This is a genomic window from Paenarthrobacter sp. 10L420, assembly GCF_056395385.1.
This window is the reverse complement of sequence record NZ_JBFTJK010000001.1, coordinates 1,071,720-1,096,219: the sequence shown is the minus strand read 5'-3', so window position 1 is coordinate 1,096,219 and position 24,500 is coordinate 1,071,720. Positions and strand designations below refer to the sequence as shown.

Genomic DNA, 24,500 nt, shown 5'->3' with positions numbered 1-24,500 from the left:
TCATGCCATCGCCGTTGCTTGCCGGAGGCCGAGCGCTTGTCCGATGTGGTCTCCAGTAGGAGTCTTGCTATGGTCCAGGTCCGCCAGGGTCCACGCCAACCGAAGGACACGGTCATAGCCTCGGGCTGTGAGAATGCCTCGCTCCAGTGCCGTGTCCAGAATGCGGGTGGCGCCCGGTGGCAGCCTCAGTTCCCCGCGCAGGGTGCGTCCCGGCACTTGGGAATTGGTTTCAATGCCAAAAGCCCCCAAGCGATCGGCCTGTCTCTGCCTCGCAGCCAGTACCCGTCCCGCCACAGCTTCCGTTCCCTCTTCCGTGCCTGCCTGCCCAAAATCGGCGAGGGACACGCGTTCGACTTGGAGTTGTATGTCGACGCGATCCAGGAGGGGACCCGATATGCGGCCGAAGTACCGCCTGCGCATTATTGCAGTGCAGGTACAATCCATCCCCTTGCCCGAGGCTTTGCCGCATGGGCAAGGATTGGCTGCCAGGACCAGTTGAAACCGCGCGGGGTACGCCGCTGTCCCTGCCGAGCGGTGAATCACCAGTTCGCCGCTCTCCAAGGGCTGCCGAAGGGCATCCAGGACGCGTCGTTCATACTCGGGAGCCTCATCAAGGAAGAGGACTCCGCGATGTGCCCGCGAGGCAGCTCCCGGGCGCGGAAGTCCAGAGCCTCCGCCGATGATCGCAGCTGCGGTGGCACTGTGGTGGGGATTCTCGAACGGCGGCCTCCGCAGCAACGTGCCGGTTGATGAGCGGACCGCTGCCAGGGAGTGAATGGCAGTAACCTCCATTGCTGCCTTGTCCGCAAGGTCCGGCAAGAGTCCTGGCAAACGCTCCGCGAGCATCGTCTTACCGGCACCCGGTGGACCGGTCAGGAGCATATGGTGGCTGCCTGCAGCTGCGACTTCCAGCGCGCGCCGAGCCTCTGATTGCCCCGAAACGTCGGAAAGATCAGGCACGATGCCCACTGCGCCATCATTTTCATCTCCGGGATCACCCGCGGGCGGGTCGTAGTCCAGGGCGAGTTCTTTGGGGTCGGCACCGAAGTCGTAGGCGAGCCGGGCGAGAGTCCGGTATCCCCTGACATGAGCACCCGGTACCAAAGTTGCCTCGGCGACGTTTGCCTCGGCTACGACGATCTCCGGGTACCCCGCCTGAACGGCAGCCATCACGGCTGGGAGGATGCCCCTCACCGGACGGAGCCGCCCGTCCAAACCCAGCTCAGCAATGAAGACTGTTCCATCGATCGAACGAATATCCTCCGCAGCACGGAGAACAGCCATGGTGATGGCAAGGTCAAAGCCCGAACCACGTTTGGGCAAGGATGCTGGAATGAGATTGGCTGTGATCTTCCTCCGGCTCAGAGGAATTCCCGAGTTTTGTGCCGCGGACCGAATTCGTTCTTTGGCTTCATTAAGGGCGGCATCGGGTAGCCCCAGAATCACGAATGCGGGGAGGGTTTGGCCGATATCGGCTTCTACCTCGACGATGTAGCCATTGAGTCCAACCAGGGCAATGCAGTAGCTGCGCCCAACCCCCATCAGCCAACACCCCTCAGGTGTTCCAGTTGGGGATCCCCAATGCCGTCGTGGATGACCGAGACCACATCAATGCGTCTTCGTGGAGCATTCACTTCATGTTCCCTGCACCACGATGAAGCGAGCCGATGCAGACGTGCCAGCTTGGCCGGCCCTACTGCCTCAAAGGGATGTCCATAGTCCAGGCTGCTGCGGGTCTTTACCTCCGCCACCACCAGGGTGTCACCCTCAAGTGCCACGATGTCGATTTCACCATCGGCGCACCGCCAATTGCGATCGACAATCCGCATGCCCTGGTCTTCCAGGAATCCTGCCGCCAACGCCTCGCCGTTGCGGCCAAGAATGTCTTTTGCTCTCATGAGCATCACCTCCGCTATCCAGCTTTGACGCTGGCAGCGGCTTGTGACAGACGGCCCTGATGCTATGTGGGTAAACCCGTCACATCAGCCTTGTGGAGGAAGAGTACGCGCGGCTGCAGGTGCTAGTTACCGAGGTCTCCCAGATCCCCGAGGCCACCATCTTTGGGCAACGCAAGATCTTCATTTCGTGGTAGTTCCTCGACGTTGACGTCCTTGAAGGTAATGACCCGGACATTCTTCACGAAGCGCGCTGAACGATAAACATCCCAAACCCAGGCATCCTGCAGGGTCAGATCAAAATAGACTTCGCCGTCTGCGCTGCGGGCTTGTAAATCAACATGGTTGGCCAGGTAGAAACGCCGCTCAGTTTCGACAACGTAGCTGAACAAACCGACAACGTCCCGGTATTCACGGTAGAGCTGAAGCTCCATGTCGGTTTCATAGTTCTCAAGGTCCTCGGCGCTCATAGTTCCATCTTGCACCATCTGCCGCGCACCGGACGCCATCCGCAGGACAGACGCTGCCAAGCAGGCTGTTAGACCACGTCCGGTCCGGTCAGGTTCCAGCTCGTCCGGTGATAGGCACTGGGTCCCTGCAGCCTGATCACGTCGCGATGCGCTGCTGTGGCGTATCCCTTGTTTTCGTTCCAGCCGTAGGCCGGTACTTCAGCGTGGAGATCAACCATGATTCGATCGCGGGCTACTTTTGCCAAAACACTGGCGGCGGCCACGCTGAGACAGCTCATATCCGCTTTTACCTTTGTGTGCACCGGCGCTTCACACCAGGGCCCCGTGTTCGCGGTATCGAACAACGAAGCTTGAACTTCCGGAGAAAGCCAGTTGTGGCTGCCGTCCAACAACACGACGTCAGGCGTGATGCCACCGGCCAGAATCTCAAACCAGGCCCGTGTTCCCGCCAGGCGCAGGGCGGCTATGATGCCGACGTCATCGATTTCCCGGGCGGAGGCATGTCCAACTGCGGATGCTACGGCCCAGTCACGGACCAAAGGCTCCAACCTGTCACGGTCCTCGGGCTTGAGCAACTTGCTGTCCCGCACATCCGCCAGCAGGGCATGATCCGCGAGGTTGACCACGGCGATTCCCACACTGACGGGGCCAGCCAGCGCGCCCCTGCCGACCTCGTCCACGCCGGCCAGCAAACGCACCCCGGAAGACAGGAAGGAACGCTCGACGTCCAGGGTCGGAACTTCGGTTGGTGTCTTGGTTTTCAGCCGGGTGCTTGCCATGGCCGTTACTTTCCTGACGTGCCCGCAGGAACGTTCTTGAAGACATCCGGGTAATTGTCCAGCACCGTCCACCGGTTGACGGGCCAGGCTATGACCGTGGCTTTGCCTTCAACGTCCTCGATATTAATGAAACCACCATTGACTTCCTGGTGCGCGCGGGAATCGGCCGAGTGATTGCGGTTGTCTCCCATGACCCAGACCTTGCCCTCTGGAACGATGATGTCGAACGGGTTGGGCTGTGGCACTTCCGCGGGGTTGATGTACGTTTCGTCCACCGGGGTGCCATTGATGCTGACTCGACCCTGCGCGTCACAACAGGAAACGTGATCACCCGGAAGCCCAATCACGCGCTTGACCAGGTGCTGCTCGTTGTCGTCAGCGGCCAACCCAACGAATTCCAAAGTGTCGCCTACCCAATCAAGGGGGCCTGCCGGTTTTTTCAGAACCGCCGGAAGCCAACCTTGCGAATCCTTGAAGACCACTACGTCGCCCCGTTCCAAGGCGAAGGGCTCCGGCACCAGCAGATTGATGAAGATGCGGTCATTGACGTCCAACGTGCTTTCCATGGATTCAGAAGGAATGTAGAACGCCCGGAAAAGGAACGTCTTGATAAGGAAGGAGAGCACTACGGCAATGGCCACGACTGTGACGATTTCCTTCAGCCATCCCAGGGCAGGGTTCCTGCGGGGCTTCTCGGCCTCGTCGGTTTTGTTGCCGGCATCGGCGGCAGCGTCGGCGACCGGGCTGGGCTCAGCCACTCCAGCGACGCCACCCGTTCCGTCCGAGAGCCGCGCGTCGTCGTCGTGTCGCTCGGGATTCTCGGGAACTTTGTCCGGCATTTATTGTCCGTTCTTCGATGGTTCGGCCTGCACGGAGCGAGGCACCTCTGCAAATCTATCAAGGGGCCAGATGATCTGGACGGGTCTGCCGATCACCCGGTCAAACGGGACCATTCCCCCGCCGGGTGCTCCCAGCAATCCGCGGGAATCAGCAGAGCGGGATCGGTGGTCGCCCATCAGCCAGAGCCGGTCCTCGGGGACCACGACGTCGAACTTCTGTTTGCTGGGTTCGTCCCCGGGGTACACATAGGGTTCCTCAAGTACCTGACCGTTCACTGTGAGGCGCCCCTCGGAGGAACAGCACTGAACGTGGTCACTCGGAACCCCAATGACACGCTTCACGTATGTTGTATCGCTCCCAGTGAGCCCGAACCATTGGCCCGCCGCTGCAATCGCGTCGACAAGAGGACCCTTACCGCTGCTGAGCGGGGCGAATGATCCACGCCCATCAAAGACAACCACGTCTCCACGCTGGATGGGCTCTGAGGTGAATGCCGTCCGCGAAACCAGGATCCTGTCCCCAGTGCCAAGCAACGGCTCCATGGACTCAGAGGGAATGTAGTAGACGTCGATCCACAAGGAGCGAACCAGTCCGCTGATGGCTACGGCAAGGACCAATGCCAGCAAAACAAAACGCCAGCCCTGTTTCCGGGGCTGGCGTTCTGATGTGTCCATGACTCGTATCCCTGTTGCGTTGCGGATTGCTCCGGAACGAACCGGGCACGAATCCTGGACCCGTTGCGTAAGTCGCTGGACTTACTTGGCGAAGTCGCGCTTTTCCTTGATCTTCGCTGCCTTACCGCGCAGTGCGCGCATGTAGTAGAGCTTGGCGCGGCGGACGTCACCCTTGGTGACGACCTCGATCTTGTCGATGATCGGGGAATGTACCGGGAAGGTACGCTCTACGCCGACACCGAAGGAAACCTTGCGTACGGTGAAGGTTTCGCGAACGCCGTCACCCTGGCGGCCCAGGACGAAGCCCTGGAATACCTGGACACGGGAGTTCTTGCCTTCGATGATGTTGACGTGAACCTTGAGGGTGTCACCCGCGCGGAACTCGGGAACATCGTTACGCAGCGAGGCTGCATCTACGCTATCGAGGATATGCATTAATCCACTCCTGGTGAACGCCACAGGTCATCCACTTTGGGTTACGGCAGACAAGCCCGCGGCACAAAGCCAACCGGAAATCTCCGCCGAAGTTTCTTGGTGTCCGGTTCCACCACTGATTGGCGGCACCGGGTTGTCCGGCTGTTGGCTTCGCTCCCCCTGTGGCAGGTGCTGGCCCAGCAGACACAAGGGTTAATTCTGCCACATGCCGCAGCATCCGACCAACTATGCGGACTCGCCACGCCCGACGGCGGCCAGCGGGGTACTACAGTCGCGTCGGTGACGTGTTGCTTTCCGTGCGGCGGCGCAGGCGACCATCCACGACGTCGTAACCCAGGTCCGCGAGTGCGTTGCGGTCCGCGCGACTCAACTGACCGGCGTCGAAGTGTTCAAGGAGATCCGGACGGCGCTCGGCAGTGCGGCGGAACTGTTCATGGCGCCGCCACTGCGCTATCTTCCCATGATTGCCGCTCAGCAGGACTGGAGGAACCTCGTGCTCCCGCCATGAGGATGGCTTGGTATATACCGGATACTCCAGGAGGCCGTCCGAATGTGATTCTTCCACGAGGGATTCCGGGTTGCCCACCACGCCTGGAAGCAAACGGCCGATTGCTTCAACCATGGCAAGGACAGCAACTTCGCCGCCATTGAGAACGTAGTCGCCAAGGCTGACAGGCCTCACTGTGAAGTGCCCTTGCGCCCAGTCGATGACGCGCTCATCGATTCCCTCGTACCGACCGCAGGCAAAGACCAGCTGTTCCTCTTCGGCGAGCTCGTAGGCAAGGGCCTGGGTAAACCTCTCCCCTGCCGGCGACGGCACTATCAGGACAGGTTTGGTGCCTTCACCAGGCCCGGAAACCGATTCGAGCGCCTGTGCCCACGGCTCTGGCTTCATGACCATGCCGGCACCGCCCCCATAAGGAGTGTCATCCACGGTCCGGTGCTTGTCAGTAGTGAACGTCCGGAGGTCGTGGACGTTAAGTTCCAGGAGCCCATCCTGGCGGGCCTTGCCTATCAGCGAAAGTTCAAGCGGGGCAAGGTACTCAGGGAAGATGCTGACGACATCGATCCTCATTCAGGCATCATCCCCGGCGCCGTCCTTGGACTCCCCTGCCGTGTCATCGTTGATTTCGAAGAGACCGGCAGGCGGAGTGATGAGAATGAACCCGTCCTCAATGTTGACCTCAGGCACGATTTCATCGACGAAAGGAACCAGAATTTCCTTCCCTTCATCCGTCTTGACCGTCAACAGGTCCTGAACCGGCAGTGTGGTCAGCGCGGCCACCTTGCCCACAACCTGTGAGCCAACCCGCGCCTCCAGCCCAACGAGTTCGTGCTCATACCAGCCTTCGTCGTCGTCTTCGTCATCGAGTTCTTCGGTTTCGATGAAAAGCTTCGCACCACGGATTGCCTCGGCGGCGTTGCGATCCGCAATCTCTTCAAAGCCCAGCAGCAGGATGTCTTTGTTCCATCTCGCGCTGCGGATAGTCAGCGGGCCAGCAGAGGCCGGCTCCACGACGAACTCGGTTCCGGCGACAAAGCGCTCGGAGGGGGCGTCGGTGAGCACTTGCACCGTCACCTCGCCGCGTATGCCATGGGGTTTGCCGATCCGGGCCACCTGGAGCTGCATGGGTTCCTCTGAATTCTCGTTGTGCCCGCGCTGCCAGGCAGCAACGGAAGTGAAATGATCGATAAAGCAATCCGGCCCCTCCACCATATTCGGTGAAGGGGCCGGATCTAAGACAAGTATTGCTGAGCGCGTTATCGGCGACGATCGGTGTCGACGACGTCGACCCTGACCTGCTCGCCACCTGCCAAGGCTGCAACCACAGTGCGCAATGCACGTGCGGTGCGTCCCTGACGGCCGATCACCCGTCCGAGGTCCTCCTGGTGAACACGCACCTCAAGGGATTCCCCGCGGCGGTTGTTCCTGGCACTGACCTTGACATCCTCAGGGCTGTCAACGATCCCGCGGACCAAGTGCTCGAGCGCTTCTGCCAGCAATTTACTCAGCCTCGGTGGTCTCTGCTTCAGCCTCGGCCGGAGCTTCGGCTTCGTCCTTCTTGGCCTTCTTGGTGATGGCTTCCGGAATGATGACAGAACCCTTCTCCGGAGCTACGAAAGCTTCCTTCGGAGCTTTGGTCTTCAGGGTGCCTTCCTGGCCCGGCAGGCCCTTGAACTTCTGCCAGTCACCGGTGATCTTGAGGATCGCGGCAACCTGCTCGGTCGGCTGGGCGCCAACGGAAAGCCAGTACTGGGCGCGCTCGGAAGCGACCTCGATGTACGACGGCTCTTCGGTGGGGTGGTACTTGCCGATTTCTTCAATGGCACGGCCATCGCGCTTGGCGCGGGCATCCATGACGACAATGCGGTAGTACGGTGCGCGCATCTTACCGAAGCGCTTAAGGCGAATCTTTACGGCCACTTTTGTGGTCACTCCTGTTTCTGAAACGGGGTTGAACCCGACGTTCTGCACCCGTGGGGCGGGCCATACTTGGGGGTTCCAAAGGACAAGATTTGGGCACGGAGAGAGGGGCCGCGCCAATCAAGTACCTGACCATTGTGCCAGATGCCGGAAGTAATTACGACTTTCGCCACTCCCGGACCCAACGGTCAGACAGACCAGACGTAGAGCCCTGACCGCTCCGCCTGTTCCACGTCAGTGGCCAAGGAGGCCAACTGCTGCACGTATTGACGCGATTCGTCCGCGCCAAAAGGCATGTCGTCCTGCGCTGCCCACGCCGCAGCGACGTCGTCAAGAACGTTACCGTCGCCATCGCTTTCATACGTCAGCAGCTCGGCAAGCGCCCTCACCATCGCTTCCGGAACACCAAGGAGGGCGTCGCTGGTGACGTCCACCAGCGCCAGCTCGTAGTCTGCACCGGCAGCATGGACGGCTTTGCCCGCAAGGTCCCCCAGTTGCTCGACCTCAAAGTCGGTGATGCCATCGATCCTGACGGCGGGGCCGGTAACGTCGGCACCCCGGTCCAAGGCAGCTGCCCTCTTGAGTGCTTCATCGTGGGTGGCTACAAAAATTTCGGCAAAGCCCATGGAGAGTGCTCTCATTCGTTCGTGCTGACGGGGCGGCGGCAACGGCCCAGGGGCGAATACCGTCAATGCCCAGCCTAGTGCAGTCCCGGCCCCTGCATTCGGAAGCCAGCGCGAGGGCGCTTCCCGCCAGGGTGCTTAGCGCACTGCCACGCGCAGCTTGTTGCGCCAAGGGTCTTCGAACTGCAGCTCCAGGCCCGTGTGGCGGTTCGCCACGGACGCAACTTTCAGCCGGTCAGCCAGTGCGGCGACGTCATCGGCAGTCGGAACTTCGATCAGGACCTCGCCCAGGCCCAGGGTATCCCTGCGGGGCCCGGCCCCGCGGCTGTTCCACACGTTCATCGCCATGTGGTGGTGGTAGCCGCCGGCAGAAACAAACAACGCCTGCCCGTGCCAGCCCGCCGTCCTCTCAAAACCGAGGGTGTCCACATAAAAATCCTGGGCGGTCTGCACGTCACCTACCTGAAGGTGCACGTGCCCGACGCCGGCAGCTGCTTCCCGCTGGCCCGTCACGGCAGCCTCACTCAAGTGTTGCAGGAGGAAACGCTGGGGCGGCAAGGCAACATTGTCCATCACCACATTCTTGCCATCCCACTGCCAGACATCGCGCGGCTTGTCGTAATAGAGCTCAATGCCGTTGCCTTCCGGATCCGTGAAGTAGAACGCCTCGCTCACCAAATGGTCGGCACTGCCCACAAAAGCACGCGGCTCATACTCTGCGGCCGTGGCGATGGTGGCCGCCAGGGAAGGCTGGTCCTGGAACAGGATGGCTGTATGGAAAAGCCCGGCTTCCCCACGGCCTGGAATCTGCAGGCCGGCAGCGGGAGCGAGATGGACTACTGGCTTGCCCACCCGCCCCAGGTACAGCCCGCCATCCTGCTCGGCCACGATCTCCAAACCCAGGGCACGCTGATAGTAGTCACTCATCACCCTCATATCGCCAACCTTGAGCATGACGGTGCCCATAGTGAGTTCGGCAGGAAGGAGGTCCTGATTGGATGTCGTGGTCATGCGAAGCTCCCGGTGATAGATGGCCGCCTTTCGGCACGTTCTACTTATCTAAATTACTTGAAGCTTCAATTTATTCCCAGCGGACCACTTTGCCCCGCAGGACGACATGGTTCAGGCTCGCCACAGTTGCCAGGTTCTTCCTCGGATCATCCCGGCAAAGCACGACGTCGGCACTTGCCCCTTCGCTGAGGCCCTCGGCTCCCAGCCACATCCGTGCGCCCCACGTGGCGGCGTCCAGGACGGCCGTGGGCGGCAGGCCGGCGTCGTAAAGTTCCTTCATTTCGTCAGCGATCCTGCCGTGCTTGATCACGCTCCCTGCATCCGTTCCCGCAAAGATGCCAACACCGGCTTCAAAGGCCTCCAGTACCCTTTCACGGCGTCGCTCCCAAAGACGGGTCATGTGCTCGGCGTAGACCGGAAACTTAGGCGCGGCCTGGGCTGCGATATCCGGAAAAGTAGCGATGTTAATCAAGGTAGGAACGATCGGGACAGACTGCTCCACAAGACGGGGAATATGCCGGGGCAAGAGTCCTGTGGCGTGTTCAATGCAGTCAATCCCGGCGTCGAGCATGTCATCAATGGTGTCTTCAGCGAAGCAGTGGGCCGTCACCCTGGCCCCTTCGTCGTGGGCGGCCGCAATCGCATCCCGCACGACGTTCCGAGGGAAGGAAACCGAGAGGTCGCCCGTCCCGCGATCGATCCAATCGCCCACGAGTTTCACCCAACCGTCCCCGTCCCGGGCTTCCTTGCGGGCTGTCTCCACGAGTTCGTCCGGCTCCACTTCGTGGCCCAAACCACGCAGGTAACGCCGGCTCCGGGCGATGTGGCGTCCGGCGCGAAGAAGCCGTGGGAGATCCTCCCGGCGCTGAACCCAACGCGTATCGCTTGGCGAGCCGGCGTCACGGATCAACAACGTGCCGGCTTTCAGGTCGGCCTGCGCTTGGGCAAGAGTTGTCTGCTCATCAACCGCCCCGCCGACCCCAAGTCCAATGTGGCAATGGGCGTCCACAAAACCAGGAAGGACCCACCCATCCAGTACGGAATCCGGCGCAGCGACGGGACGTTCGAACGTGAGTTTGCCATCAACGGACCACAGCCCGTGCCGTTGATCGTCGCCTGCCACAAGCACAGGACCGGTGAATTCGATGATGTAGGCCATGCCAAAAGCCTAATCTGCCGATATGCCACAAACCTCCCGGATGGGTAAGCGCTACGACGATGACTGTGTCCCCGATCAGAGCTGTGGTAGCTTCGTCTACGACCACACGGGGGCCCCTGCAGGGGCTGAGATCGGACTGAAGCAGTCTGCGACCGTTGAACCTGTCCGGGTAATGCCGGCGAAGGAAGTGAGGAATCCTTTGAGCACCACCGAAACACAGCACAGCCCTGCCGAAAACCAGGCCAACATCAGCGAAAAGACGACGGAAACCGTCACACAGTCGCTGAAATCCCATTCGTTGGCTTGGCTGGAAGACCGCGCCCATGGCATCCGGGTCCCCGTCACGGAGATTGCACTGGAGTCCTCTCCCAACGGTGAGGCGAACGAGCCACTGCAGGTGTACCGAACTGCAGGTCCGGGCAGCGACCCCGTAGTGGGCCTGGAGCCCTTCCGCACCCGATGGATCGAAGACCGAGGTGATACCGAGGCATACTCCGGGCGGGAGCGGAACCTGCTCGACGACGGCAAATCAGCGGTACGCCGCGGCGCAGCCTCGCAGGAGTGGAAGGGGGCGCAACCGGTGCCCCGCCGCGCCGTCGAGGGTAAGACCGTCACCCAGATGCACTATGCCAGGCAAGGCATCGTCACGCCGGAAATGCAGTTTGTGGCGCTGAGGGAGAACTGCGACGTTGAGCTGGTCCGCAGCGAAGTGGCTGCCGGGCGCGCCATCATCCCCAACAACATCAACCACCCCGAGTCCGAGCCCATGATCATTGGCAAGGCGTTCCTGGTCAAAATCAATGCCAACATCGGAAACTCAGCGGTCACCAGTTCCATAGCCGAGGAAGTTGACAAGCTGCAATGGGCAACCCAGTGGGGTGCCGATACCGTCATGGACCTCTCCACCGGAGACGACATCCACACAACCCGCGAATGGATCATCCGCAACTCCCCCGTTCCGATCGGCACCGTGCCCATCTACCAGGCCCTGGAGAAGGTCAACGGTGAAGCCAACAAACTCACGTGGGAAATCTTCCGGGACACCGTAATAGAGCAGTGTGAACAAGGCGTTGACTACATGACCATCCACGCCGGGGTGCTCCTGCGCTACGTGCCCTTGACGGCAAACCGTGTGACAGGCATCGTCTCCCGTGGCGGCTCGATCATGGCCGGGTGGTGCTTGGCGCACCACGAGGAGAACTTCCTCTACACGCATTTTGATGAGCTCTGTGAAATCTTCGCTAAGTACGACGTCGCCTTCTCCCTGGGCGACGGATTGCGCCCCGGTGCCACGGCTGACGCCAACGACGCCGCGCAGTTCGCCGAGCTCGATACGCTTGCAGAGCTGACCCAGCGGGCTTGGGAATTCGATGTGCAGGTGATGGTTGAAGGACCCGGACACATTCCCTTCCACTTGGTCCGCGAGAACGTGGAGCGCCAACAGGAACTGTGCAAAGGTGCCCCCTTCTACACCTTGGGACCGCTGGTCACGGACGTCGCTCCTGGCTATGACCACATCACCTCGGCAATCGGCGCAACGGAAATTGCGCGGTACGGCACGGCCATGCTCTGCTACGTAACGCCCAAGGAACACCTGGGACTGCCGAACAAGGACGATGTGAAGACCGGTGTGATCACGTACAAGATCGCAGCGCACGCAGCGGACCTCGCCAAGGGACACCCGGGCGCAAACGAACGCGACGACGCTTTGTCCAAGGCCAGGTTCGAGTTCCGTTGGCGGGACCAGTTCGCGTTGTCCCTGGATCCGGTTACTGCCGAAGCCTTCCACGACGAAACACTTCCTGCCGAACCTGCCAAGACGGCGCACTTCTGCTCGATGTGCGGACCCAAATTCTGCTCGATGCGCATCAGCCAAGACATCAGGGACGAGTTCGGTTCCGCCGACGCGCAGGCCGCCATTGCAGGGATATACGACGGCATGCGGGAAAAGAGCGAAGAATTCCTGGCGTCGGGCGGCAAGGTGTACCTGCCGGAGCTGCAGCTTCCCACTACCCGGATGTCCTCCACCAAGAGGGCAGCGTCAGGAAACCTTAACTGACCTCGTCCGGACAATATCGGCTACAAAAGAGCGAATAATCCGGTCTCCATCTACCGAGTCCTGGGGCCGGTGCCCTCCCGCTGCTACGCGTCGCAGGGCACCGGTGTCCTCCAGGTACCCGGCGATTTCTTCGTACAGTGGCTCCCACCCGCCTGTCAGGACAAGGGTAGGAACGCCAGGAACAATGTGCAGGGGCGCCTCCCAAGGAGGCGCCTGAAGCCGGAGGCGACGTGCGGAACGGCGCGCTTCGGGTGTGTCCAGCCCGCTGGCTTCGGCCGAAAATGCACGCCTGAAGTATTCGCGTTCGTAGTCGGCGTCCTTAACCTTGCTCCGCACATCAAACAGCGGCTCCATGAGCGAACGATGGAATGTCGTGGCAGGCAGCTCGGCCGTCAAGGATAAACAAGCCGGTTCAACAAGTGTCAGCGAGTGCACCAGGTCCGGGCGTTCAACTGCTGCGAGCATGGCAGAAATTGCACCTTGCTCATGCGCCACCACATGGCCTCCACCAGAATCCACCAGCGAAGCCACTACGATGCCTACATCCGCAGCGACGTCGGATTCCAACGGTTCAGCCACGGGATCAAAGCCGTGCCGGCGGAGGAAAAGTGCGTCATACGACAGGGCCATACCGTGCTGCTTGGGCCATGCCGAGGCGCCAAAGCTCCCCAGTCCGTGGACGAAGACTACGCGCTGCTTGTGCATGGATTCACCCTAGTCCAGAGCTCTGACATCCCAGCCAAAAAGCAGTTGGCGCCGTTATGGACATTCACAACGGCGCCAACTGTCACAGTATTGATTCGGAGGTTCCGCTTACTTACCCAGGAACTTCTCGAAGCCCTTGGGGAGGTTCAGCGTGGACGGATCGAAGTCCGGAGCGCCCTGGCCAAACGCCGCACCCGTCGGAGCTGCCGAGGCCGCGTTGGCACGCTTGGCCTCAGCCTCGCGGAGTTCCTGGGCTGCCTTTGCGGGGTTGCCGGAGCGCGCCTTCTTCTTGGGAGCGTTCTTGCCACCCTTGCGGCCGCCGCCTGGGCCGCCCATTCCAGGCATGCCCGGCATGCCGGGCATGCCGCCCTGGGCCATCTTTTTCATCATTTTCTGGGCTTGGGCGAAGCGCTCCAGGAGGCCGTTGACCTCCGAAACGTGCACACCTGAACCCTTTGCAATGCGGGCCCTGCGGGAGCCGTTGATGATTTTGGGAGCAACGCGCTCATGCGGAGTCATGGACCTGACGATCGCCTCAACGCGATCGATTTCACGTTCGTCGAAGTTCTCCAGCTGCTGGCGGATGTTTTGGGCACCCGGCATCATCATGAGCATCTTCTTCATGGAACCCATGTTGCGGATCTGCTGCATCTGGGCCAGGAAGTCGTCCAGGGTGAAGTCTTCCTGGTCGGCGAACTTCTTCGCCATCCGGGCAGCTTCGTCCTTGTCCCAGGCCTTCTCAGCCTGTTCGATCAAGGTCAGGACGTCACCCATGTCCAGGATGCGCGACGCCATACGGTCCGGGTGGAAGAGTTCGAAGTCGTCCAGGCCTTCACCAGTGGACGCGAACATGACTGGCTTACCCGTGACCGACGCAACCGAAAGTGCGGCGCCACCGCGGGCATCGCCGTCGAGCTTGGACAGCACGATGCCGGTGAAGTTGACGCCTTCGTCAAAGGCCATGGCCGTGTTGACGGCGTCCTGGCCGATCATGGAGTCGATGACGAACAGGACTTCGTTCGGGATGATCGCCTGACGGATCCGGCGTGCCTGATCCATCATCTCGGCATCCACGCCGAGGCGGCCGGCGGTGTCAACGATCACGACGTCGTGAAGCTTCTGGCGCGCTTCTTCCACACCTGCGCTGGCGACCGCCACAGGGTCACCAGCAGGGTGATCCAGCTCCGAGGTTGCTCCCGGGTGCGGCGCGAAGACGGGAACGCCTGCGCGCTTGCCGACAACCTGAAGCTGCGTTACGGCGTTGGGCCGCTGGAGGTCGCAGGCAACCAGCATGGGGCTGTGGCCTTGCGCCTTCAGCCACTTTGACAGCTTGCCGGCGAGGGTGGTCTTGCCTGCACCCTGGAGGCCGGCCAGCATGATGATGGTGGGGCCGGTCTTGGCCAAGCGGATGCGCCGGGTTTCACCGCCGAGGATCTCCACGAGTTCCTCGTTGACGATCTTGACGATCTGCTGGCTCGGGTTCAACGCACCGGAAACCTCGGCACCAAGAGCCCGCTCACGGATGCGGGACGTGAATTCGCGGACCACCGAAACGGCAACATCCGCGTCCAAGAGGGCACGACGGATCTCCCGGACGGTGGCATCGACATCAGCCTCGGAGAGGCGGCCCTTGCCACGGAGGTTCTTGAAGGTTGCTGTCAACCGGTCAGAGAGTGAATTGAACACGCGCCGTGCACTTCTTTCGATGGTCTGCGATTGGCGGCCAGTGCGGCACGCCAGAGTCTTGACTTGTTCTTGCCCCAACAAATTTGTCTCAACCCCAACAAATCTGCGTCAACCAAGGGACTCGACTATCTAGGGTACCAAGTCGCACCTGCAAGATGGCATGCTGGCACAATGACCAGCAAAACAACTGTAAAAACGTTGCTTATCCTTGGCGCCTCCGGTGACCTGACCGGCAGGCTGCTCCTCCCCGGACTGGCAGGGCTGCTCGCTACCGGTCGGGCGCCCGGGTTGCGGCTGGTGGGAGCCGGGTCCGACCCCTGGACGTTGAAGCAATGGCAAGAACGGGTCGAGGAAGCATTTGCGGCCGCATCAGAGGCCGCCGATGCAAGCGGGCGCAACGCTTTGGCAGCTGTGGCCGGATCCACCGAGTACCACCAAGTGGACGTGACTGCCGATGGGCCCCTGGCGGACCTCCTGGCACACTTGGAAGGGCCGATAGCTATCTATTTCGCCCTGCCGCCCCACATCAGCCAGAAAGCCTGTGAAGTCCTGCGCCGCGAGCAATTGCCCGCAGGTACTCGCCTGGTGATGGAAAAGCCCTTCGGTTCCAGCCTTGAATCTGCACGTGAGCTTAACGCGACACTCGCCGCCCTGGTGCCCGAGGACCACATCCACCGGGTGGACCACTTCCTGGGCAAGGCCACTGTCCTGAACATTCTTGGCTTGCGGTTCGCCAACCGGTTCCTTGAGCCTGTGTGGAACCGCGACCACATCGAAAAGGTGGAAATCGTCTTCGACGAGGACCTCGCGCTTGAAGGACGGGCACGCTACTACGACGGCGCCGGTGCGTTACGTGACATGATCCAAAGCCATTTGCTGCACATCATGGCCTTCATCGCTATCGATGCACCAGCCAGCATCCATGAACGTGACCTCCGTGACGCTGTGGCCACGGTCCTGAGGGCCAGCAGCATCAAGGCCCCTTACCACGATTCAACGCGCCGGGCCCGTTATACGGCAGGAACCCTCGGGGCACGGACGGTGACCGATTACACCGCCGAGGAAGGCGTCGATCCTTCCCGCAATACCGAGACGCTGGCCGAAGTCCGCGTAGACATTGATAACTGGCGGTGGAAAGGCGTTCCCTTCCTCCTTCGCTCCGGTAAAGCCATAGGGAGCCGAAGGAAGGAAGCCGTGATCACCTTCCGCCCGGTACCGCACCTGCCCACCGGATTCTCTGGCGTGGACTCCCCCAACCAACTGCGGATTGGATTCGGGCCGGACGTCCTCCAACTCGACGCCGACGTGAATGGTCCAGGCGACATCTTCACACTGGACCGGGCCAGCCTCGTCGCAGAGCTCAACGCGGCAGACATGCTTCCCTACGGTGAAGTACTTGAAGGCGTGCTCACGGGCGATCCCTTGCTCTCCGTCCGGGGTGACACAGCCGAGGACTGCTGGCGGATCGTTGAGCCCGTCCTTCGCGCCTGGGAACGGGATACGGTCCCCTTGGAGGAGTACGACGCCGGTAGCGCCGGGCCGGCGGACTGGCCCACCGCCGTCGAAAATTAAGACGGTCCGCGACGGCGCAGCAGCTACGCACAAAGCGGGCCGGGTACCTTGGCTGGTACCCGGCCCGCTTTCGCGTCAGGAGTGTGATGTCAGGATTGTGACCTCAGGACTTAGATGGCGGCAGAGCCGCGCTCCCCGGTCCTGACTCGAACTGCTTCGTAGACGTCCACGGTCCAGGCTTTGCCGTCTCCGGCTCGTCCGGTATTCGAGCTTGCGATCAGGACATCCAGGATGTCGTCTGCTTGCTCGTCTGTGGCAAGAACCTCAATGCGAATCTTTGGCAGCAGGTCCACGTTGTATTCGGCCCCGCGGTACACCTCGGTGTAGCCGCGCTGCCGGCCGTAGCCGCTTGCCGCGCTGACCGTCAGGCCCTGGACCCCGTACGCTTCCAGGCCTTCCCGGACTGCTTCAAGCTTTTCCGGACGGACAATCGCTGTGATGAGCTTCATGCCTGGACACTCTCCTTGCCTGATACTGCTGCTTCGGAATCGGCCGGTGCCTTGCCGGTGATGAGGTCATGAAGGGGCTGGAAGCTGCCGCCGTGTCCGCCGATGCCGAATTCGTAGGCCGTTTCAGCGTGGAGGCTGAGGTCCGCCCCGGCAATCTCCTGGCGTTCGCTGATACGGAAGCCCATGAGCTTGTGGATGGGGAAGGCGATGATGAACGTCATGACCCCGGTGAAGATGATCGAGCCAAGCGCCGCGAGGCACTGTGCAACCAGCTGGGTGGTTCCACCGCCGTAGAACAGACCGGCGGGGCCCTGGGTCGGGGTAGCGAGGAAACCGATGGCTACTGTGCCGATGACGCCGGACACCAAGTGCACGCCCACCACATCCAAGGAGTCGTCATATCCGAGCTTGAACTTCAACCCGACAGCGAGGGCAGAGGCGACGCCGGCTACGACGCCGAGGGCAATGGCGCCGAGCGGGGAAACGTTGGCGCAGGCAGGGGTGATGGCAACGAGTCCGGCAACGACACCCGAAGCTGCTCCGAGGGAGGTGGGGTGGCCGTCACGGATGCGCTCTACGATCAACCAGCCGAGCATGGCTGCTGCCGGTGCGGCGAGGGTGTTGATCCAGATGAGGCCAGCCTGCTCCACGGTAGCAGCTGCACCGGCATTGAAGCCGAACCAGCCGAACCAGAGGATTGCCGCACCGAGCATGACCAGGGGTACGTTGTGCGGACGGTGGTTGGGGTCCCTGCCGAAGCCCTTGCGGTTGCCGATGATCAGAACGAGGATCAGGCCCGCAACACCGGCGTTGATGTGCACTACCGTTCCACCGGCGAAGTCGATGACCGGTGCAAACGTCTGGCCGAACCAGCCGTCCTTGGAGAAGAGCCCGCCGCCCCACACCATGAAAGCCATGGGTGCGTATACCAGCGTGGCCCAGATCAAAGTGAAAAGGGTCCACGCCGAGAACTTTGCACGGTCCGCAATCGCGCCGGAGATCAAAGCCACGGTGATGATCGCGAAGGTTGCGGCGTAGCCAACGTGAAGGAGGTCCGCGGGATCCGTGAAGTTGTGCAGTCCGAAGTGGCTGAACGGGTTCGCGAAGATCTGGAAGAAATTGTCCGTGTTGCTGGTGGACATTGACGCGCCCCACAGCACCCAGACAATTGTCACCGTGCCGATGGCGATGAAGCTCATCATCATCATGTTCAAGGCGGCCTTGGCGCGGGTCATGCCACCATAAAAGAATGCCAGGCCCGGGGTCATGAACAGCACTAATGCTGAAGCGACCAGGAGCCAAACGAGACCGGCGGTGAAGTCCATGTCTGCGTCCTCTCTGCTTAAGATGCGGGCTAAGCCGCCTGTGCCAACGCATTTGCGTTCTACATAAGAGTTTTGCGGCGCAGTGTTTCGCCTGCGCAGGTTTTACATTGCAGGCTCGTTACAACAACCTCCCCAACGTAAATGGTGCATATCACCGTTGTTACGGATATGTTTCATGCGTCACACTTCCCCGCAAATACACAGAATTGAAGGACCCGCACCACATGACTGAGTCGCCCAGATCCGTTGAAGATCCAAGGATCCGGCGGGAGAAGGAACCGCTGCCCCGCGACATCAAGGTGATGTTGGCTGCCGCGTTCTTAATTGCGCTGGGCTTCGGGCTGGTAGCACCGGTACTCCCTCAATTCGCCACCACCTTCGACGTCGGAGCCACCGCTGCCGCCATCATTGTCAGCATTTTCGCTTTCATGCGGTTGGTTTTCGCCCCGGCAGGGGGCTCGCTCATCGGACGCTTCGGCGAACGGAACGTGTATGTGTCCGGCCTGCTGATCGTTGCCGCTTCCACTGCCGCCTGCGCTTTCGCCCAGAACTATTGGCAGCTGCTGGTTTTCCGGGGGCTCGGCGGAGCGGGTTCGGTCATGTTTACAGTCGCCGCCATGGGGCTGCTCATTCGTTTGGCACCGCCGGAACGAAGGGGCCGTGTTTCGGGCGCATACGCGTCGGCCTTTCTGATTGGGAGTGTCCTGGGCCCGGTTGTTGGTGGCCTGCTGGCTGGCTTCGGCCTTCGGGTACCGTTCCTTGCCTACGCGGCGGCCTTGCTCGTTGCAGCACTGGTGGTCCGTACAATGCTCAGCGGCGAGGGTACGCCCGGACAGGATGCCACCCACGCTCCGCCCATGACGTTGAAGGAGGCGCTGGCGGATTCCGCGTACCGGGCGGCTGTGTTTTCCAGTTTTGGTAATGGCTGGGTGACTTTTGGTGTGCGGATGGCCACGATTCCGCTCTTTGCCGTCGCGGCACTTCAGTCGCGACCGGAGACCGCGGCATGGGCTTTGGCCGTCTTTGCTGTAGGCAATGCCCTCGCTTTGACGTTCTCCGGGCGCCTCGCCGATGCCTGGGGAAGGAAGCCCCTGCTTATTCCCGGCCTTGTCATCACTGGCCTCGCCACTGGAATCATCGGTTTGACGACGGATCTTCCGGCATTCTTCGCCGCTTCCGCCGTGGCCGGCTTCGGTTCCGGCTTGCTGGGCCCGGCGCAGCAGGCTGCTGTCGCTGACGTCATTGGCCGTGGGCGCTCCGGTGGCAAGGTGCTGGCAGTCTTCCAGATGGCCGCAGATACCGGAGCCATCATCGGGCCCGTCGTGGCTGGAATCCTCGCCGATCGCTTCGGCTACGGACTTGCATTTGCTGTCACCGGCGGAGTGCTGCTGCTTACGGCCATGGCATGGCTCCTTGCGCGCGAACCCCTTAAAAGCAAAAACTGACTGACAGTAGTGGTTGCTTTGATCACTCAAAACAACCACTACTGTCAGTCAGTTGGGCGCCGGCGCTAGTTAAGCAGGGCGTCCACAAAGCCCTCAGCATCGAACGGTGCGAGGTCGTCGGGACCTTCGCCGAGGCCGATGAGCTTGACGGGCACACCGAGGGACTTCTGGATAGCGACCACAATGCCGCCCTTGGCCGTGCCGTCCAATTTGGTCAGCACAATGCCTGTGATGTTGACCACTTCAGCAAAGACGCGTGCTTGGTTCAGACCGTTCTGACCCGTGGTGGCGTCCAGGACCAGCAGGACCTCGTCCACCTCGGCCAGTTTCTCGATGACTCGCTTGACCTTGCCGAGTTCGTCCATCAAGCCGGTCTTGTTCTGCAGGCGTCCGGCGGTATCCACCATGACGACGTCGACCTCCTGGTCGATGCCCGCTTTGACAGCTTCGTAGGCAACGGAGGCAGGATCGGCGCCATCGATGTCTGACTTAACGGTGGGTACGCCGACACGCTGGCCCCATGTGGCCAACTGCTCAGCAGCTGCGGCGCGGAAAGTGTCCGCAGCACCGAGGAGCACGTCCTTGTCCTCGGCCACCAGCACGCGCGCCAGCTTGCCAACCGTTGTGGTCTTGCCCACACCGTTGACACCAACAACAAGCACGACGGCGGGTCGGTCACCCTTGCGCTCGATGTTGAGGGAACGGTCCATGGTGGGATCCACGAGCTTGATGAGTTCTTCACGGAGCATGGCCTTGACATCCTCGGGACTGCGGGTGCCCAGCACTTTCACGCGTTCCCGGAGGGCATCAACCAACTGCATGGTGGGCTCGGTGCCGAGATCGGCAAGAAGCAGTGTCTCCTCAACCTCGTCCCACACGTTCTCATCGATTTTGTCGCCGGACAGCAGAGCCAGCAGACCCTTGCCCAGAATGTTGTTCGATTTCACCAAACGGGCGCGGAGGCGAGTGAGGCGGCCTTCCACAGGCGCCGGTGTCTCTACTGCGATGGTCTCCAACCCGGCGGCGTCATCCGGAACATCGGCACCTTCGACTCGTCCGTCGAAGGTTGGGGCAGGAGGTGCTGTAACGGCGTCCGGCCGGTCCTCCACAAGGGTTCCGCTGCCTGCGGCCGATGACTGAACGGGGTCATTGGCGTCCCGCGTTCCAGGGTAGTTGGCGCCGGACTTCCGGGCCTTCATCAGTACCGGCACCAGCCCGCCGACCACGACGAGCGCAGCGAGAATGGACAGAATTATGGGTAGGAAATCGTTCACTCCCCTACCTTCTCATAAAGCTATGCCCCGGCACCGAGCCGTTGGCTGATGACGGTGGACACCCCGTCGCCACGCATCGTGACGCCGTAGAGGGCATCCGCGACTTCCATGGTGCGCTTCTGATGCGTGATGACGATCAACTGACTGGACTCCCGAAGCTCTTCGAAAATCGTGATGAGCCGGCTCAAGTTGGTGTCGTCCAAGGCCGCTTCCACCTCGTCCATGACGTAAAAAGGCGACGGCCTGGCTTTGAAGATCGCCACCAGCAGTGCCACAGCTGTGAGTGACCGTTCGCCGCCGGAGAGCAAGGACAACCTCTTGATCTTCTTACCTGCCGGCCTGGCTTCCACCTCGATCCCCGTGGTCAGCATGTCGTCCGGATCCGTCAGGACCAGTCTGCCCTCGCCTCCGGGGAAGAGCCGTGCAAAGACGCGGTCAAACTGCGCTGAGGTATCGGCAAAGGCTTCGGTGAAGACCTGTTGGACGCGGTTATCGACTTCTTTGATGATGTCCAGCAAGTCCTTCCGGCTGGACTTGAGGTCCTCCAGTTGGGAACTGAGGAACTGGTGACGCTCCTCAAGGGCGGCAAACTCTTCCAGCGCCAGAGGGTTGACCTTGCCCAGTGCCGCCAATTCACGCTCGGCCTTTTTTAGCCTTTTCTCCTGCTCCGCCCGGTCGAAGGGAATTCCTTCCACGAGCGGTACACCCGCTTCGTCTACCGGTGCGCGGAGTTCCGCCCATTTGTCCGTGGTTGCGGCTGCCGGCTGTGGGACAGGTTGATCGGGGCCGTAATCTGCAATGAGCTGTTCGGCCGATAATCCGAGTTCCTCGATGGAGCGGGCCTCCAACGCTTCGATGCGAAGACGCTGTTGGGTCCTGGCCATCTCATCCTTGTGCACAGAGTCGGTAAGTTCGGCGAGTTCCTTTGCCAGCGACTCGTTCCCGGAGCGTACGCCGGACAGTTCCCTCTCCAGTTGCTCGCGTGCTTGCTCGGCAACGTCGCGTTCACGGGCCGCGAGATCCACTGATATATCGATGAAACGAAGCGCTTGCTCAACGGCCGACACCACTGCACCAGCACGTTGGGCTTGGGCGCGCCGCCTCTGCGCCCGGCGCGCGGCTTCTTCACGGGCCCGCCGCTCCGTAGCTGCTGCGCGTTCCAGGGAGGCCGCCCGGCCAGCGATGGCCCCCAATTGCTCTTCTGCCGTGCGCAGGGCAAGACGGGCTTCCATTTCGTTCGAACGGGCCAACCTCGCCTGCGCCGCGAGTTCATCCCGCTGGTCGGTGGAGGGTTCCTCGTCGGGAGCTTCCTGGGCGGCGGCGAGCCGCTCGGCCGCGACTTCAAGGTCCAACCTGGCTTCTGCAATGTTCGCTTCCGCGCGCGCCAGCGAAGACTCCAGGCGTTCGCTTTCACCGACCGCGCTTCGCAGAAGTGAGTTCAAGTGCCCCAGGCGCTCTGCCACGGCGGCAAGGCGGGCATCGGATTCATGCAGCCTTTCCAAGGCAGCATCGGCCCGGTCTTGCGCCTCGGCCCGGCGGGCTTCAGCGCCAGCCAGGGCAAACCGGCCCCGTTCCAATCGGGCAGTTACCTCCTGAAGTCCGGCAACAGCCTCGTCCACTGCTGCCTGGATCTCCAGCAGGGAGGGCGCGGTGGCTGAGCCGCCCTGGGCGGTCAGCGACGTGAAAACATCCCCTGCGCGGGTGACCACCTTGAGTTGGGGGTGCCCACCAATCAGCGCTGCAGCACCTGCCGGATCATCGACGACGGCGATCCCGGCCAGCAGGGCCAAGGCACCTTGGACAGCCGGTTCCGTGACCTTGAGGACGTCCACCGCCCATCTGCAGCCAGCCGGGAGCTGTAAGGAGGACGCTTCAGTAGCCCCAGGCCAAACGTCAGCCAACAGCAGCGCGGCCCTGCCGGCGTCGTCCGCTTTTAACAGTTGGATCGCGGCCACGGCGTCAGCGGAGTCCCCGACCACGAGCGCGTCCGAAGCAGAGCCCAGCGCCGCTGCTATCGCGGCCTCATAACCTGGCTCAATGGCCAGCATCCCGGCAAGCGGCCCCAGGATCCCTTGGACATCTCCGGAGAGCAGGCGCTCCGAGCCGTCCTTGCGGTTGAGACCCAAAAGGAGAGCGTCCCGGCGGGCGGTCAGGGCATCCCGTTGGCGAAGTGCTTCCCGTTCTGCGGATTTCAGCTCTTCGATCTCCGCCAGCGCGGCGTCCAGGGCCTCAGTGGCATTCTCGTACTCGGCGTCAAGGCTCTCTTCGCCGTCTTCAACCCCTGCAACCTGGGATTCGAGTGCTGCGAATTCGCTCTGGGCGTGGCGGCGTCGCTCGTTGCCCGCGGCCAATGATTCGCGGAGTCGGCCACGCTCCGCCTCCGCCGCTTCTGCCCTGGAGCGTGCGGCCGCGACCTGGCCCGCGAGCCTGGCGAGCCCTTCGCGGCGGTCAGCTGCTGCCCTTAACATGGCCGTCAGCCGTTTGTCCTCGGCGGCTGCGAGCGCCTCCGCAGAATCCTTCGCCACTGTTGCTTCCAGGAGGGCGGCCTGCTTGGCAAGGATGTCGTGTTCCAAGACGGCCTGTTCCCCGCGGACCTTCGCCGCCTGGCGCTCCAGCTGTTCGGGGTCCCGACCGGCGTCCGGCAAGGCTTCTGATGAGCCCAGCAGCCGTCGACGCTCGGCTGCCAGGGAACCCAGCGAGCGGAGCCGCTCACGGCCTGCTGACAGCTGGTACCAGTTGTCCCGTGCTGCATTGAGCCGGGGGGTTGCTTCGGCTGCTTGCTGCTCCAATGCGGCCTGGCGTCGCCGGCCATCGCCCAGTTCTGCCTCGACCACCTGCCGGCGTTCCTTGAGGGCGGCTTCGTCTGCGACATCCTGTTCCAGGCTCGATGTCAGTGCAACGAGGTCGTCGGCGAGGAGCCGGGCGCGGGCATCCCTGACATCGAATTGGACTGTTTGTGCACGCCGGGCGATTTCTGCCTGCTTGCCCAAGGGGGTGAGTTGGCGGCGGATCTCTGCGGTGAGATCGCCAAGTCGGGCGAGGTTGGCCTGCATGGCTTCGAGCTTGCGGACGGTTTTTTCCTTGCGGCGCCGGTGCTTGAGGATACCTGCGGCTTCCTCAATGAAACCGCGACGGTCTTCAGGCGTCGCGTGCAGGACCCGGTCCAGCTGGCCTTGGCCCACTATCACGTGCATCTCGCGTCCCAGTCCGGAATCGGACAAAAGCTCCTGGATGTCCAGGAGCCGGCAAGGCGCACCGTTGATGGCGTATTCGGAGCCTCCCGTCCGGAACAGTGTCCGGGAAATCGTGACTTCGCTGTACTCAATGGGAAGCGCGTTGTCCGCGTTGTCGATGGTCAGGGAAACGTGGGCGCGTCCCAGAGGGGGCCTGCCCGACGTGCCGGCAAAGATGACATCTTCCATTTTTCCACCGCGCAGCGTCTTGGCGCCTTGCTCGCCCATGACCCACGCCAAGGCATCCACGACGTTGGACTTGCCCGAGCCGTTCGGACCGACGACCGCGGTGACGCCGGGCTCGAAGTCGAACGTCGTGGCCGACGCAAACGACTTGAATCCGCGGACAGTCAGACTTTTCAAATGCAAGGTGGTTGGTTCTCCTGGATGGCCCGTTGTCAGCCCCTGCGGGCGGCTGTGTCTCCCTAAATCTACTGCCGT

The 24,500-nt window shown here is 61.8% G+C and carries 23 protein-coding genes and 1 riboswitch; of the genes, 3 read left to right on the top strand and 20 right to left on the bottom strand.

The genetic code is table 11. The features are described 5' to 3' along the window. The 14 genes from AC1DD5_RS05195 to AC1DD5_RS05130 all read right to left on the bottom strand — a co-directional run bounded on the left by AC1DD5_RS05195 (position 1) and on the right by AC1DD5_RS05130 (position 10,311). Positions 1-1,542: a YifB family Mg chelatase-like AAA ATPase gene (locus AC1DD5_RS05195; RefSeq protein ID WP_477520726.1), complete on the bottom strand. Its 1,542-nt coding sequence runs from the start codon at positions 1,540-1,542 to the stop codon at positions 1-3. Further along, a complete protein-coding gene (locus tag AC1DD5_RS05190; RefSeq protein WP_477520725.1) occupies positions 1,542-1,907 on the bottom strand; it encodes a YraN family protein in 366 nt (121 codons plus the stop codon). The genes AC1DD5_RS05195 and AC1DD5_RS05190 overlap by 1 nt, the downstream gene beginning before the upstream one ends. 113 nt (positions 1,908-2,020) lie before the next feature. After that, complete coding sequence (locus tag AC1DD5_RS05185; protein WP_216923842.1) at positions 2,021-2,365, bottom strand: DUF2469 domain-containing protein; 345 nt, start codon at positions 2,363-2,365, stop codon at positions 2,021-2,023. A gap of 68 nt (positions 2,366-2,433) precedes the next feature. Then, positions 2,434-3,144 carry a ribonuclease HII gene (locus tag AC1DD5_RS05180; protein WP_477518397.1) on the bottom strand — a complete coding sequence of 237 codons (711 nt, stop codon included), beginning with the start codon at positions 3,142-3,144 and terminating at the stop codon, positions 2,434-2,436. Between the two features lie 5 nt (positions 3,145-3,149). Further along, complete coding sequence (gene lepB / locus AC1DD5_RS05175; RefSeq protein ID WP_442003960.1) at positions 3,150-3,983, bottom strand: signal peptidase I; 834 nt, start codon at positions 3,981-3,983, stop codon at positions 3,150-3,152. Continuing rightward, on the bottom strand, positions 3,984-4,658 hold the full coding sequence (gene lepB / locus AC1DD5_RS05170) for a signal peptidase I (protein WP_477520724.1): 675 nt from the start codon (positions 4,656-4,658) through the stop codon (positions 3,984-3,986). 81 nt (positions 4,659-4,739) lie between these two features. Further along, the gene (gene rplS, locus AC1DD5_RS05165; RefSeq protein WP_014922079.1) at positions 4,740-5,093 is read right to left on the bottom strand and encodes a 50S ribosomal protein L19; all 354 of its coding nucleotides are present in this window, start codon (positions 5,091-5,093) and stop codon (positions 4,740-4,742) included. 265 nt (positions 5,094-5,358) lie between these two features. Beyond that, on the bottom strand, positions 5,359-6,168 hold the full coding sequence (trmD, locus tag AC1DD5_RS05160) for a tRNA (guanosine(37)-N1)-methyltransferase TrmD (RefSeq protein ID WP_477520723.1): 810 nt from the start codon (positions 6,166-6,168) through the stop codon (positions 5,359-5,361). Next, positions 6,169-6,723, bottom strand: coding sequence for a ribosome maturation factor RimM (gene rimM / locus AC1DD5_RS05155; RefSeq protein WP_477520722.1), 555 nt, complete (start codon positions 6,721-6,723; stop codon positions 6,169-6,171). It abuts the gene before it with no gap. 131 nt (positions 6,724-6,854) lie between these two features. Next, positions 6,855-7,097, bottom strand: coding sequence for an RNA-binding protein (locus AC1DD5_RS05150; RefSeq protein WP_144659985.1), 243 nt, complete (start codon positions 7,095-7,097; stop codon positions 6,855-6,857). A gap of 1 nt (position 7,098) precedes the next feature. Next, entirely contained in the window at positions 7,099-7,518 is a 420-nt protein-coding gene (gene rpsP, locus AC1DD5_RS05145; RefSeq protein WP_017199647.1) for a 30S ribosomal protein S16, read from the bottom strand. 188 nt (positions 7,519-7,706) lie between these two features. Then, entirely contained in the window at positions 7,707-8,159 is a 453-nt protein-coding gene (locus AC1DD5_RS05140; RefSeq protein WP_477520721.1) for a hypothetical protein, read from the bottom strand. A gap of 120 nt (positions 8,160-8,279) precedes the next feature. Further along, positions 8,280-9,152 (bottom strand): VOC family protein, encoded by an 873-nt coding sequence (locus AC1DD5_RS05135; RefSeq protein ID WP_477520720.1) that lies wholly within the window; start codon positions 9,150-9,152, stop codon positions 8,280-8,282. A 70-nt stretch (positions 9,153-9,222) separates the two neighbouring features. Then, positions 9,223-10,311, bottom strand: a complete 1,089-nt coding sequence (locus AC1DD5_RS05130) for an amidohydrolase family protein (RefSeq protein WP_477520719.1) — start codon at positions 10,309-10,311, stop codon at positions 9,223-9,225. Positions 10,312-10,407: 96 nt separating this feature from the next. After that, positions 10,408-10,515: riboswitch (TPP riboswitch) on the top strand. Between AC1DD5_RS05130 and thiC the strand changes: the two genes are divergently transcribed. Then, positions 10,511-12,370, top strand: a complete 1,860-nt coding sequence (gene thiC, locus AC1DD5_RS05125) for a phosphomethylpyrimidine synthase ThiC (protein ID WP_477520718.1) — start codon at positions 10,511-10,513, stop codon at positions 12,368-12,370. It overlaps the preceding riboswitch by 5 nt. Here thiC and AC1DD5_RS05120 read toward each other — a convergent pair. Then, positions 12,353-13,075 carry an alpha/beta fold hydrolase gene (locus tag AC1DD5_RS05120; RefSeq protein ID WP_442017159.1) on the bottom strand — a complete coding sequence of 241 codons (723 nt, stop codon included), beginning with the start codon at positions 13,073-13,075 and terminating at the stop codon, positions 12,353-12,355. The genes thiC and AC1DD5_RS05120 overlap by 18 nt on opposite strands. Before the next feature lie 108 nt (positions 13,076-13,183). Continuing rightward, the gene (gene ffh / locus AC1DD5_RS05115; protein ID WP_477520717.1) at positions 13,184-14,761 is read right to left on the bottom strand and encodes a signal recognition particle protein; all 1,578 of its coding nucleotides are present in this window, start codon (positions 14,759-14,761) and stop codon (positions 13,184-13,186) included. A 171-nt stretch (positions 14,762-14,932) separates the two neighbouring features. Here ffh and AC1DD5_RS05110 point away from each other — a divergent pair, with 171 nt between their 5' ends. Beyond that, the gene (locus tag AC1DD5_RS05110; RefSeq protein WP_477520716.1) at positions 14,933-16,333 is read left to right on the top strand and encodes a glucose-6-phosphate dehydrogenase; all 1,401 of its coding nucleotides are present in this window, start codon (positions 14,933-14,935) and stop codon (positions 16,331-16,333) included. Positions 16,334-16,443: 110 nt separating this feature from the next. Here the strand turns inward: AC1DD5_RS05110 and AC1DD5_RS05105 are convergent, their stop codons facing one another. Then, positions 16,444-16,782, bottom strand: coding sequence for a P-II family nitrogen regulator (locus AC1DD5_RS05105; RefSeq protein ID WP_442003949.1), 339 nt, complete (start codon positions 16,780-16,782; stop codon positions 16,444-16,446). Beyond that, the gene (locus AC1DD5_RS05100) at positions 16,779-18,107 is read right to left on the bottom strand and encodes an ammonium transporter (protein ID WP_442003948.1); all 1,329 of its coding nucleotides are present in this window, start codon (positions 18,105-18,107) and stop codon (positions 16,779-16,781) included. Before AC1DD5_RS05100 ends, AC1DD5_RS05105 begins: the two co-directional genes overlap by 4 nt. Positions 18,108-18,331: 224 nt before the next feature. Between AC1DD5_RS05100 and AC1DD5_RS05095 the strand changes: the two genes are divergently transcribed. Continuing rightward, positions 18,332-19,552 carry an MFS transporter gene (locus AC1DD5_RS05095; RefSeq protein WP_477520715.1) on the top strand — a complete coding sequence of 407 codons (1,221 nt, stop codon included), beginning with the start codon at positions 18,332-18,334 and terminating at the stop codon, positions 19,550-19,552. A gap of 65 nt (positions 19,553-19,617) precedes the next feature. Here the strand turns inward: AC1DD5_RS05095 and ftsY are convergent, their stop codons facing one another. Further along, a complete protein-coding gene (gene ftsY / locus AC1DD5_RS05090; protein ID WP_477520714.1) occupies positions 19,618-20,826 on the bottom strand; it encodes a signal recognition particle-docking protein FtsY in 1,209 nt (402 codons plus the stop codon). A 20-nt stretch (positions 20,827-20,846) separates the two neighbouring features. Continuing rightward, positions 20,847-24,428 (bottom strand): chromosome segregation protein SMC, encoded by a 3,582-nt coding sequence (smc, locus tag AC1DD5_RS05085; RefSeq protein WP_477520713.1) that lies wholly within the window; start codon positions 24,426-24,428, stop codon positions 20,847-20,849. Positions 24,429-24,500 lie beyond the last annotated feature (72 nt).

What these genes read in the sequence shown, in the direction of transcription:
- AC1DD5_RS05130 (WP_477520719.1), bottom strand. Translation starts at nt 10,311, where the DNA reads ATGGCCTACATCATCGAATTCACCGGTCCTGTGCTTGTGGCAGGCGAC.
- AC1DD5_RS05110 (WP_477520716.1), top strand. Translation starts at nt 14,933, where the DNA reads ATGACCAGCAAAACAACTGTAAAAACGTTGCTTATCCTTGGCGCCTCC.
- trmD (WP_477520723.1), bottom strand. Translation starts at nt 6,168, where the DNA reads ATGAGGATCGATGTCGTCAGCATCTTCCCTGAGTACCTTGCCCCGCTT.
- AC1DD5_RS05185 (WP_216923842.1), bottom strand. Translation starts at nt 2,365, where the DNA reads ATGAGCGCCGAGGACCTTGAGAACTATGAAACCGACATGGAGCTTCAG.
- AC1DD5_RS05105 (WP_442003949.1), bottom strand. Translation starts at nt 16,782, where the DNA reads ATGAAGCTCATCACAGCGATTGTCCGTCCGGAAAAGCTTGAAGCAGTC.
- lepB (WP_442003960.1), bottom strand. Translation starts at nt 3,983, where the DNA reads ATGCCGGACAAAGTTCCCGAGAATCCCGAGCGACACGACGACGACGCG.
- AC1DD5_RS05120 (WP_442017159.1), bottom strand. Translation starts at nt 13,075, where the DNA reads ATGCACAAGCAGCGCGTAGTCTTCGTCCACGGACTGGGGAGCTTTGGC.
- AC1DD5_RS05195 (WP_477520726.1), bottom strand. Translation starts at nt 1,542, where the DNA reads ATGGGGGTTGGGCGCAGCTACTGCATTGCCCTGGTTGGACTCAATGGC.
- rplS (WP_014922079.1), bottom strand. Translation starts at nt 5,093, where the DNA reads ATGCATATCCTCGATAGCGTAGATGCAGCCTCGCTGCGTAACGATGTT.
- lepB (WP_477520724.1), bottom strand. Translation starts at nt 4,658, where the DNA reads ATGGACACATCAGAACGCCAGCCCCGGAAACAGGGCTGGCGTTTTGTT.
- AC1DD5_RS05140 (WP_477520721.1), bottom strand. Translation starts at nt 8,159, where the DNA reads ATGAGAGCACTCTCCATGGGCTTTGCCGAAATTTTTGTAGCCACCCAC.
- rimM (WP_477520722.1), bottom strand. Translation starts at nt 6,723, where the DNA reads ATGCAGCTCCAGGTGGCCCGGATCGGCAAACCCCATGGCATACGCGGC.
- AC1DD5_RS05180 (WP_477518397.1), bottom strand. Translation starts at nt 3,144, where the DNA reads ATGGCAAGCACCCGGCTGAAAACCAAGACACCAACCGAAGTTCCGACC.
- AC1DD5_RS05100 (WP_442003948.1), bottom strand. Translation starts at nt 18,107, where the DNA reads ATGGACTTCACCGCCGGTCTCGTTTGGCTCCTGGTCGCTTCAGCATTA.
- AC1DD5_RS05135 (WP_477520720.1), bottom strand. Translation starts at nt 9,152, where the DNA reads ATGACCACGACATCCAATCAGGACCTCCTTCCTGCCGAACTCACTATG.
- AC1DD5_RS05095 (WP_477520715.1), top strand. Translation starts at nt 18,332, where the DNA reads ATGACTGAGTCGCCCAGATCCGTTGAAGATCCAAGGATCCGGCGGGAG.